The following is a 9,082-nucleotide window of genomic DNA, read 5'->3' as shown; positions in this document are numbered from 1 at the left end:
TGAGCGTCTCGTTGGCTAGGAGATGTGTCTCCGCGACTGGTTTTTATACCCTATACAATGGTTTTTATACCCTATACAATGGTTTTTATACCCTATACAATGGTTTTTTGACATAGATACCCATACCATTAAAGATATGGCAGGTATAGCTAATTGGTTTTGTTTTCTAAGTATCATTTCATTTTTTATCATTAATTTCTTTTATAAAATACACAAATTAAGCTTATTTTTATCATTAATTTTTATGATATGTTATACCGCGTTTGGATATTATTTTTTTAGCCATTTATAAAGGAATTTCAATGCCATACTTTGTAACAATCTATATCCACCCAATGAAAGGCAATATCCCTCACGCCTTTCTAGGCTTAACTAGAAAACACCCTGATGAATTAGATTCTGATGGCTTGATTGCAATAGATAAATATTCCAATCCACAATATGATTTGCTTATAGGATATTATTTTAATTCTATCAAAAAAGATAAAGGAAAATGGTATGAACAAGTCTATCCTAGTATTTTAAGTGATGATTTTCAAGGAGAGGGTTTCTTTGGCTTTGCACCTGTGGAATCTACTGCTAATCATTGGGGCAAAGTGTTTGAGAATAATCAATATGTGCTAGAGGAAATATGATGATGAAAAAAGAAATATTCAATTATAATTTACTCACTCAAACATCTGATAAAATTTCTTATATTATTATAATGAATCTTGTAAGTATTGCGTTTGCTATTGGTATTATTTGGTTGTTTTTTATGATTAAAAATCATATTATTATAAATTTATTTCCTTTATGTAGCAATTTCTTTGAAGTTTTTACAAGCATATGTTTAACTGCCTTATGTATTTTTGTTTGTGTTTTATTTTTAGGTGTAAATTTTTTGAGAGCTAGTTTATGCTTATTTTTATGGCTCATTTTTATTTTAATTTGTCCCTATATTTTTCCGGATTTTGGTTTTGAGTGGGGTTGGTTTTTAATATGGTTTGGTTGGGCTTTAATAATACTTCCTAGTATTTTGTTAGTTTTTGAAAAAATCCCCTTAAATATCTTTGTTTGGAATGCAATTTTGATTAATTTTATTACATTCGGTGTTAATATATTGACTTATGGGAGTTGGCATAAATGAAATACTACGCAACGATTTATATCAAAACTATGTAAGTCTTGCGAAGCGTCCCTTATCCCCTTGAACTCCCAACCCCTAGCACACTTTTTGCAGTGGAAAATTGAAAGTAATTTAAAATTATGGATTGCCACGAATTGCGTTGCAATTCTTGTAATGACGAGGTAGAGCTTGCTCTCGCAAGGACACAGAATCACGCAAAGGATTTTTCCAAAGATTCCATTACTTAAGCAAGATTAAATTAAAATTTCAAAATTTTATTTATTAGGAAGTAGGCGTATGGTTCAAATTACCGGACTTGGTATGCAATATGCAACAAAAAAACTCTTTGAAAATGTGAATTTAAAACTAGATAAGGGCAAGAGATATGGGTTAATCGGCGCAAATGGTGCGGGAAAATCTACCTTTTTGAAAATCCTTAGCGGTGAGATTGAACACACAAGCGGCGACATCGCTTTTGACCCCAATGCAAGACTTGGAGTTTTGGGGCAGAATCAATTTGCCTTTGAGGAATTTAGCATTAAAGATTGCGTTCTTTTTGGCAACAAGCGGCTTTATGGCGCGGTAAAAGAAAAGGAATCGCTCTATAATGCGGGAGATTTTAGCGACGCAGTCAATGAGCGTTTGGGCGAGCTAGAGATGATTTGTGCGGAGGAAGACCCAACTTATGAATACGATGTGCAAATAGAAAAGATTTTGGAGGATTTGGGATTCCCAGCAAAACAACACGAGGAGCCAATGAAAACGCTCACAGGCGGGGATAAGTTTAAAGTGCTCCTAGCGCAAGTTTTGTTTCCAAAGCCTGATATTTTATTTTTAGATGAGCCGACAAACAATCTTGACTTAAAGGCGATTGCTTACTTAGAGGAGCAGCTCAAACGACACGAAGGAACGCTTGTTGTTATCTCACACGATAGACATTTCTTAAACAGCGTTTGCACGCATATTTTGGATTTGGATTTCAAGAGCGTGCGAGAATTTAGTGGGAATTATGATGATTGGTATATCGCCTCCACGCTAATTGCCAAACAGCAAGAAATGGAGCGCAACAAAAAACTAAAAGAAAAGGAGGAGTTAGAATCCTTTATTGCGCGATTTTCGGCAAATGCGAGCAAGGCAAAACAAGCCACAAGCAGGCAAAAGCAGCTAGAAAAGTTAGACATTAAAGGCTTGGAAGTCTCTAGCAGACGCGACCCAAGCATTGTTTTTAAACCCAACCGAAACATTGGCAATGAAGCCTTAAATATTGAGAATCTCTCCTTTAGTTATGGGGATTTGTGTATTTTAAAAAATCTTAGCCTTACGATTCTGCCCGGTGATAAAATCGCGCTCATCGGACGCAATGGAATCGGAAAAACGACTTTTTGTGAGCTGATTTGTGAGAATCTTAAGCCCCAAAATGGAAGTATCAAATGGGGCGCAACCATTGAGCGGGGCTACTTTCCGCAAAATACAACCGAGTTGATTGACGGCGAGGAAACACTCTATGAATGGCTAAGGAATTTTGACAAGAAAAAGGAAGCTGGAGAGATTCGCAATGCGCTTGGGCGAATGCTTTTTAATGGAGAGGAACAAGAAAAAAATGTCGGCGCACTTAGCGGAGGAGAGAAGCACCGCATAATGCTTAGCAAGCTAATGCTAGAGGGTGGAAACTTCCTCGTGCTAGACGAACCCACTAACCATTTAGATTTGGAGGCGATTATCGCGCTAGGCGAGGCACTCTACAAATACAGCGGAAATGTACTTTGCATAAGCCACGATAGAGAACTCATTGACGCATATGCTAATCGGATTATTGAATTTAAAGAAAACAACGAAGTGGTGGATTTTCGCGGAAGCTATGAAGAATATCTCGCCTCACAGGAATGCTAAGGAATCCCAATGGAATTAAGAAACAATCTTTTAAATGCCTTTAAAACCTATGCGGATAATACCGCCATATCTGAAAACATTTCAAGCCTCTACCCTCCTCATCAGTGCGCACAATTATTATCTTTTTCCCGCTACGATTTTACAAAATAAAGCCTTAAAATCATCAATTATCACAATTCTCTTTTGCCTCTACATCGTGGCTTAAATGCGCAAATGTGGAGTATTTTTGAGCAAAATTCTACAAGTGGAATCACTTGGCATTGTGTGTCTAGTAGAATTGATTGCGGAGAGATTATCCTGCAAAAATCTATTCTGTTAGATTCCACCTACACTTATTTAAAACTCACACAAGAACAGCTCCAACTAGGCTTTAATGCCTTTGTGGAGATTTGCGATTCTCTAATGTAATGGAATCTATCCTTAAAGACACAAGAAAAGAGCAGCGATTCTGTGCTACACAAGGCAAGGGATTTGACAAACAATGGAATCTTGGATTTGCATTGGAATTTTGAGAAAAAAGCGCGTTTTCGCGCAGTATGGATTGTGGCAAAAGCCATCTTTTGCCCGATTTTTTCTTGCGTTATCGTTGGGGATTTAAGCAAAGAAATGCACGATTGCAAGGAAGTTTTAGGCAAGGATAACATTTTTGATAGATTACTAGCACATAAGGGCAAAATTTTAACCTTTGGCAATAAATATATTGGCTATACATTTCTGCACTATTTGGAATCCCTTGCAAATGTTCCCTATCGTTTTGACGAAACCTTTAGCGGAATCGTCCTTGATGAAAAGGGCAAAACAATGCGCAAAAGTGTGATTTACAAAGTCCAACATTTGGATAGAAAAAGTGAGCTAGATTACAAGAAAATTACACATTTTTTGTTAGATTTAGGGATTTTAAGAGTTTTAGAGTTTGGCGGAGGTGAGATTTGCGTAATGGAATCCCAAAAAGTTGCAAAGGCAATTTTGGAAGTTTTCGCAAGGGATTACGAATATTTTTTGGCTTAAACTACTCCCCGCCCAAAATGCTCCCTTGTATGCTTCTTTGCAACTCTTGCGCCTTTTTAAGCAATTCTTGCTGCTCTTTTTGCGCGTCATTTTCTTGTTTGGATTCTATGACTTTGGAATCTTTTTGTGTAGTCTTTTGAGCTTTTGAAGCGGGTTTAGAATGGATAGAATCCTGCACGCCCATTTTGACAAAAGTATCCTCATAGTTTTTGCCACCCTTTTTTATCCGAATATATACCTGTCCGCTTGCTTGGTCGTATAAATAAGTGTCGTCCATATCGCTAAACATTACCCAAGGTTGCGCGTTTAAGATTCCACAACAAAGCACTAACACAATCCATAATCTTACAAAACTTTTCAACATAAAACCCCTTTTAGCTTTTTTCACTATAATTTCGCAATTTTATCAGATTTTACAAGCAAATAACGAAGCAGCAAACAATTAAGGAGCAAAATGGATTTAATCAAAGTGCAAAATCTTTGCAAAAGTTATGGCGATTTAGAGGTATTAAAAAATATTAATTTAAGAATTAAAAAGGGTTCAATTTTTGGGCTTGTCGGACATAGTGGGGCGGGTAAAAGCACTTTGCTCCGCACCTTTAACGGGTTAGAATCCATTAATTCTGGCAAAATAGAGATTGATAACTTAGATATTTCTAAACTCACAGCCAAAGAATTGCGCACTTTTAGACAAAAAGTCGGAATGATTTTTCAGCACTTCTCCTTGCTTAGTCGCAAAAATGTTTATGAGAATATCCTCTTGCCTTTACAATGCGCAAAAGCTACCATCAATGAGGCAAAGATTAAGAATCTTTTAGAATTGGTTGGCTTATCAGACAAGGCAAAATCCTATCCAAACGAGCTTAGCGGAGGACAAAAGCAACGCGTTGCGATTGCAAGGGCATTAGTGATGAATCCTATGCTGCTCCTAAGTGATGAAGCTACAAGCGCGCTAGACCCAAGTATCACGGGCGCTATTTTAGACTTGCTTGCGCAAATCAATCAAGAACTAGGCGTAACAATTGTGCTTGTAACGCACGAAATGGAAGTGGTGAAGCGACTTTGTGCAGAAGCTGCGTTTATGGAAGGTGGAGTGGTGCTAAAAAGTGGCAAAATTGAGGATTTGTTCCTCTCGCCTGACCCAAAAATGCGTGAGTTTTTGGGAGAAAATGAGATTCTACCCAATGAGGGACTAAACATTCGCATTTATTTTCCCAAAAATATTGCACAAACTCCGCTTATCACGCAAATGGCGCGAGAATTACAAATCAATTTTAATATCGCATGGGGCAATTTAGAATCCTTTAATGGAATCGCGCTAGGAATTTTGGTGATTAATATTGATAAAAATGCCAAAGAAAAAGTCTGCAATTATCTAAACGCACGAGGCGCGCAATGGGAAATCATAGAATCCAATCCACAAGGAGAGCCAAATGGATAGCAAAATCCTTTCTTTGCTTTTGGAAGCAACTTTAGATACGCTTTATATGAGCATACTTGCGACAAGTATCGCAACACTTTTGGCGATTGTGCCTAGCATTTTGCTTACCCTTTGCGCCCCTAATGGTTTAAGCCCTAATGCGTTTATTTTCCGCACGCTTGATAGCATTACAAATACCTTGCGCTCCTTTCCTTTTCTTATTTTAATGGTTGTCTTGTTTCCCTTGACACAATTTATCGTAGGCAAAAGCATCGGTGCGAGTGCGGCAATCGTGCCGCTTAGCATTGGCGCAGCTCCCTTTATCGTGCGTATCATAGAAAATGCACTCAAAGAAGTGGATAAAGGGGTGATTGAAGCCGCTCTTAGCTTTGGTGCAAGTAATTTGCAAATTATTTTTCGCATTATGTTTGTAGAAGCCTTGCCAAGCATTGTTTCTGGAATCACACTTGCTCTTATCCTAGTTGTTGGATTTAGCGCAATGGCTGGTGCTGTCGGAGGCGGAGGATTGGGTGATATTGCAATCAAATATGGATATTATAGATTCCAAAGCGATATTATGTTATACACTGTTTTGATTTTAATTTTTTTGGTGCAAATCATTCAAAGTTTTGGTGATTTTTTGTATAAAAAATTAAAACATTAAATCTTTACAAAGGACAACAATGCTTAAAAAAGCAATTTTCAACAAATTAACACTCGGTGCAATAGCTCTTGCAGTGATTTTTAGTGGCTGCGATTCCAAAGTGGAATCCCAAAACAACGCACAAAAGACAGAAAACACAAAAATGGAAAAACTAATTGTCGGTGCAACCCCCGAACCACACGCAGTAATGCTAGAACAAGTGAAAGCTACCCTAGAAAAGGAAGGGATTATTTTAGAGATAAAAGAATTTACCGATTATGTAACACCAAATAAGTCCTTAGATGACGGCTCGCTTGATGCAAACTTTTTCCAACACAAGCCTTATTTGGATTCTTTTAACAAAGAACACAAAACAAATCTCGTCAGCATTGCTGGAATCCACCTAGAGCCAATGGGAGTATATTCTAAAAACATTAAAAGTTTGGACGAATTAAAAGAGGGGGATTTGATTTCTTTGCCAAACGACCCTAGCAATGGCGCACGTGCGCTTAGAATCTTAGAAGCAAATGGGCTTATTAAACTTCAAGAGGGTGTAGAACTTCCAAGCGTGCAGGACATTACAGAAAATCCTAAAAATTTGAAATTTAAAGAAATGGACGCACCACAACTTGCACGCGCACTTAGTGATGTGAGCGCGTCAGTGATTAATACTAACTTTGCTTTACTTGCAGGATTAAGCCCGCTCAATGACGCGATTGCGCTTGAAAGTAAGGATTCGCCTTACACCAATATCGTAGCGGTAAAAGGTGGCAATGAAAAAGACGCACGCATACAAAAGCTTATCCATTCCCTCCAAAGTGAAGAGATGAGACAATTTATCCTAGACCAATACAAAGGCGCAATTCTACCAAGCTTTTAGAGTTGCAAGGACAATTTCTGCCTCGTCCTTGCGAGGACTTGTCCGAGGTTGTGCAAGTTTGGGTGGGTGCTACCGCACACACGCCCACATTTGCAAATCCATAATCTTTTATATCAAAGATTCTACTACTTTGTCATTGCGAGGAATGAGCAAAACGAATGATGAAGCAATCTATAATCAAGCATAAAGAAAATTTTATAATGGAATCCCAAAAGGCGAGATTCCAACACTAGTTTTGAGGAGGCAAAGAAGTCTTAATATTTTTCGCTTATTAATTTCCCTGCTGTATCCAAAATCAATTCTTTATGGTTATCTAATTTCACTTCATAACCATTATAGTTTTTAGAAATTTCCATAATTTTTGCAGTGGCATATTTTGCTTTAATCGTATTCAGTACTTCTTGAGGAATAAAGCCTGTATTACTAATGGGAGCATAAGATTTAACTTCTCTCCAATCTCCATTTTTTGCAAATTCTACTTTAGAATCATTCAAAAATTTAACCTGATAATCATTAAAGCTCTTTTCTACCAAACCCACTTTTTCATTTGCAAAATAAGTTTGAATAAATTTTTGCGAATTTTGTGGCAATTCATTTTGTTGAATCACTACATCAGCAGCCAAAAGAGCATTTGCTCCAATCAACACACTAAAAGCACACGCTAAACCTAACTTTTTCATAAATAACTCCTTTAAAATAAAATTGTAAATCAAATTATAAAGAGAGTTTATGGAGTTTTTTTTAATGGTTTGTTAAGTTTTTGTCAAGATTTGAGAGTCTTTTGTTTAGAGTTTTTAGGGCATTCTATCTCCGATTTTATTGCATTTTTATTTTGAATAAGCTGCTCTAATTCGTGGCAATTTTCTTTCAAACTATCAATCATACTTTCAGCTTTTAAACCAATCATCAAAAGCTCATAGACTTTTGGGCGATCTTTCTTCCATTTTCTTAAAGTTTTCACATTAATATCCAGTCTTCCTGCAAGATCGCGTTGTGTCATTTTAGAAACCTCTTAAATTTTGCAAAAATCTATTGTTTTTCACTTTAAAACACAACAAGGTAAATTTAGGGCTTTTTAATTATAAAAAAGGTAAAAATAGGATTTAAATTTGAAAATTCAAAGGATTCGCGTATGCAAAAAACTTGCAAGGAAAAGGGCAATATTCTTTATGGAGATTTGAGCAAACAGAGAAATTTCAAGGCAGAATTTATAGGTTGCAATAATCTCCTTTATTTTGCAGGAGCTAGCCAAAATGTCCAAGTTGTCTTTAGGGGAGGCAATAGCGTAGTTTTTATCGGGAATAATGCGCGTGTGAATGGTAAAATAGAAATTGCCACTAATGGAGTGTGCTATATCGGTGATAATTCCACATTCAATGGCGTAGCTTTCGAATCTTTGAGGAAAAAAATATCATTGTGGGAAATGATTGTATATTTTCTTGGAGCATTTGGCTAAGCACTTGCGACCACCATTTGATTTTTGATTTTAGTCACCAAAGAGCAAATTTTAGCAAAAGCATTTATATCGGAGACCATATTTGGTGTGGGCAGGAAGCGGCGATTCTCAAAGGCACATTTATCCCAAGCGGAAGCATTTTGGGCGCAAAAAGCGTCATCAATGGAATCAAAGATTCTAATACGATTTACGCAGGGAATCCCGCACAATGCGTCAAACAACATAGATTTTGGTCGCGCGAAGACCCGACAGGTTGGACACAAGAACAAACGACACTTCATAGCCAAAAAGAAACGAGCGACTTTCAATACACCTACCAACAAGATAAATTTCTCTCTCCAAGAGCCTTAGAAGCGAGGCTAGAATCGCTAAAAGCTTTAGAAAAACTAGAATTTCTTTATGATTTCATTTATTGCAATCGCTCCAAAAATCGTTTTGCTTATTTTAAAGATTGCAAATACGACTTGCCATTGCCCGAGACTCTACCGCGATTCCAACTCCTTACACACAACCCAATCGCAGGGAATATTACTAGCACTGCCCTCTCGCGTATCCACTTCCACCTAGCCTACAAACTAGGTTCTGCAATGATACTAAACTCTAAAAGCTTGTGGGGATATATCCGAATGCCTTATGTTTTATCTTATATCAAAGAATCTCATAGAAAAGAGATTGCA

General features: G+C 37.1%; 13 protein-coding genes and 1 pseudogene. 11 read left to right on the top strand and 3 right to left on the bottom strand.

The features are described from left to right. Nucleotides 1-302 precede the first annotated feature (302 nt). The 6 genes from K2N75_RS08480 to K2N75_RS08455 all read left to right on the top strand — a co-directional run bounded on the left by K2N75_RS08480 (nucleotide 303) and on the right by K2N75_RS08455 (nucleotide 4,006). Complete coding sequence (locus K2N75_RS08480; protein WP_297681423.1) at nucleotides 303-635, top strand: hypothetical protein; 333 nt, start codon at nucleotides 303-305, stop codon at nucleotides 633-635. Next, nucleotides 635-1,129, top strand: a complete 495-nt coding sequence (locus tag K2N75_RS08475; protein WP_297681425.1) for a hypothetical protein — start codon at nucleotides 635-637, stop codon at nucleotides 1,127-1,129. The genes K2N75_RS08480 and K2N75_RS08475 overlap by 1 nt, the downstream gene beginning before the upstream one ends. A gap of 276 nt (nucleotides 1,130-1,405) precedes the next feature. Continuing rightward, nucleotides 1,406-2,998: an ABC-F family ATP-binding cassette domain-containing protein gene (locus tag K2N75_RS08470; RefSeq protein ID WP_297681427.1), complete on the top strand. Its 1,593-nt coding sequence runs from the start codon at nucleotides 1,406-1,408 to the stop codon at nucleotides 2,996-2,998. A 9-nt stretch (nucleotides 2,999-3,007) separates the two neighbouring features. Next, complete coding sequence (locus K2N75_RS08465) at nucleotides 3,008-3,148, top strand: hypothetical protein (protein WP_297681429.1); 141 nt, start codon at nucleotides 3,008-3,010, stop codon at nucleotides 3,146-3,148. A gap of 9 nt (nucleotides 3,149-3,157) precedes the next feature. Continuing rightward, nucleotides 3,158-3,406 (top strand): formyltransferase family protein, encoded by a 249-nt coding sequence (locus K2N75_RS08460; protein WP_363318445.1) that lies wholly within the window; start codon nucleotides 3,158-3,160, stop codon nucleotides 3,404-3,406. 42 nt (nucleotides 3,407-3,448) lie between these two features. Further along, entirely contained in the window at nucleotides 3,449-4,006 is a 558-nt protein-coding gene (locus K2N75_RS08455; protein WP_297681431.1) for an AAC(3) family N-acetyltransferase, read from the top strand. Between the two features lies 1 nt (nucleotide 4,007). Here the strand turns inward: K2N75_RS08455 and K2N75_RS08450 are convergent, their stop codons facing one another. Then, complete coding sequence (locus tag K2N75_RS08450; RefSeq protein WP_297681433.1) at nucleotides 4,008-4,370, bottom strand: hypothetical protein; 363 nt, start codon at nucleotides 4,368-4,370, stop codon at nucleotides 4,008-4,010. A gap of 90 nt (nucleotides 4,371-4,460) precedes the next feature. On the opposite strand from K2N75_RS08450, the gene K2N75_RS08445 reads away from it, so the two are divergent. From K2N75_RS08445 to K2N75_RS08435, 3 genes are read left to right on the top strand one after another with little or no spacing between them, the layout of a single operon-like run. Further along, nucleotides 4,461-5,447, top strand: coding sequence for a methionine ABC transporter ATP-binding protein (locus tag K2N75_RS08445; RefSeq protein ID WP_297681435.1), 987 nt, complete (start codon nucleotides 4,461-4,463; stop codon nucleotides 5,445-5,447). Then, the gene (locus K2N75_RS08440) at nucleotides 5,440-6,090 is read left to right on the top strand and encodes a methionine ABC transporter permease (RefSeq protein WP_297681437.1); all 651 of its coding nucleotides are present in this window, start codon (nucleotides 5,440-5,442) and stop codon (nucleotides 6,088-6,090) included. The genes K2N75_RS08445 and K2N75_RS08440 overlap by 8 nt, the downstream gene beginning before the upstream one ends. A gap of 19 nt (nucleotides 6,091-6,109) precedes the next feature. Then, nucleotides 6,110-6,949: a MetQ/NlpA family ABC transporter substrate-binding protein gene (locus K2N75_RS08435; protein WP_297681439.1), complete on the top strand. Its 840-nt coding sequence runs from the start codon at nucleotides 6,110-6,112 to the stop codon at nucleotides 6,947-6,949. A gap of 254 nt (nucleotides 6,950-7,203) precedes the next feature. Here K2N75_RS08435 and K2N75_RS08430 read toward each other — a convergent pair whose 3' ends face one another. Both K2N75_RS08430 and K2N75_RS08425 read right to left on the bottom strand, forming a co-directional pair. Next, on the bottom strand, nucleotides 7,204-7,629 hold the full coding sequence (locus K2N75_RS08430) for a PepSY-like domain-containing protein (RefSeq protein WP_297681441.1): 426 nt from the start codon (nucleotides 7,627-7,629) through the stop codon (nucleotides 7,204-7,206). An 83-nt stretch (nucleotides 7,630-7,712) separates the two neighbouring features. After that, on the bottom strand, nucleotides 7,713-7,949 hold the full coding sequence (locus K2N75_RS08425; protein WP_297681443.1) for a transcriptional regulator: 237 nt from the start codon (nucleotides 7,947-7,949) through the stop codon (nucleotides 7,713-7,715). A 132-nt stretch (nucleotides 7,950-8,081) separates the two neighbouring features. Here K2N75_RS08425 and K2N75_RS08420 point away from each other — a divergent pair, with 132 nt between their 5' ends. Next, nucleotides 8,082-8,405, top strand: a complete 324-nt coding sequence (locus tag K2N75_RS08420) for a hypothetical protein (protein ID WP_297681445.1) — start codon at nucleotides 8,082-8,084, stop codon at nucleotides 8,403-8,405. A 539-nt stretch (nucleotides 8,406-8,944) separates the two neighbouring features. Beyond that, nucleotides 8,945-9,082, top strand: a pseudogene (locus K2N75_RS09240) (sugar transferase); the annotation flags it as partial.

The sequence above is a fragment of the Helicobacter sp. genome (genome assembly GCF_029067145.1).
Classification (GTDB): Bacteria; Campylobacterota; Campylobacteria; order Campylobacterales; family Helicobacteraceae; genus Helicobacter_D.
Note: the sequence above shows the minus strand (reverse complement) of the source record. Positions and strands in the feature narration are given on the sequence as shown.

Bases quoted from the DNA above. Each gene is read 5' to 3' on its own strand.
- K2N75_RS08480 (WP_297681423.1), top strand. From the start codon at position 303: ATGCCATACTTTGTAACAATCTATATCCACCCAATGAAAGGCAATATC.
- K2N75_RS08475 (WP_297681425.1), top strand. From the start codon at position 635: ATGATGAAAAAAGAAATATTCAATTATAATTTACTCACTCAAACATCT.
- K2N75_RS08470 (WP_297681427.1), top strand. From the start codon at position 1,406: ATGGTTCAAATTACCGGACTTGGTATGCAATATGCAACAAAAAAACTC.
- K2N75_RS08465 (WP_297681429.1), top strand. From the start codon at position 3,008: ATGGAATTAAGAAACAATCTTTTAAATGCCTTTAAAACCTATGCGGAT.
- K2N75_RS08450 (WP_297681433.1), bottom strand. From the start codon at position 4,370: ATGTTGAAAAGTTTTGTAAGATTATGGATTGTGTTAGTGCTTTGTTGT.
- K2N75_RS08445 (WP_297681435.1), top strand. From the start codon at position 4,461: ATGGATTTAATCAAAGTGCAAAATCTTTGCAAAAGTTATGGCGATTTA.
- K2N75_RS08440 (WP_297681437.1), top strand. From the start codon at position 5,440: ATGGATAGCAAAATCCTTTCTTTGCTTTTGGAAGCAACTTTAGATACG.
- K2N75_RS08435 (WP_297681439.1), top strand. From the start codon at position 6,110: ATGCTTAAAAAAGCAATTTTCAACAAATTAACACTCGGTGCAATAGCT.
- K2N75_RS08430 (WP_297681441.1), bottom strand. From the start codon at position 7,629: ATGAAAAAGTTAGGTTTAGCGTGTGCTTTTAGTGTGTTGATTGGAGCA.
- K2N75_RS08425 (WP_297681443.1), bottom strand. From the start codon at position 7,949: ATGACACAACGCGATCTTGCAGGAAGACTGGATATTAATGTGAAAACT.
- K2N75_RS08420 (WP_297681445.1), top strand. From the start codon at position 8,082: ATGCAAAAAACTTGCAAGGAAAAGGGCAATATTCTTTATGGAGATTTG.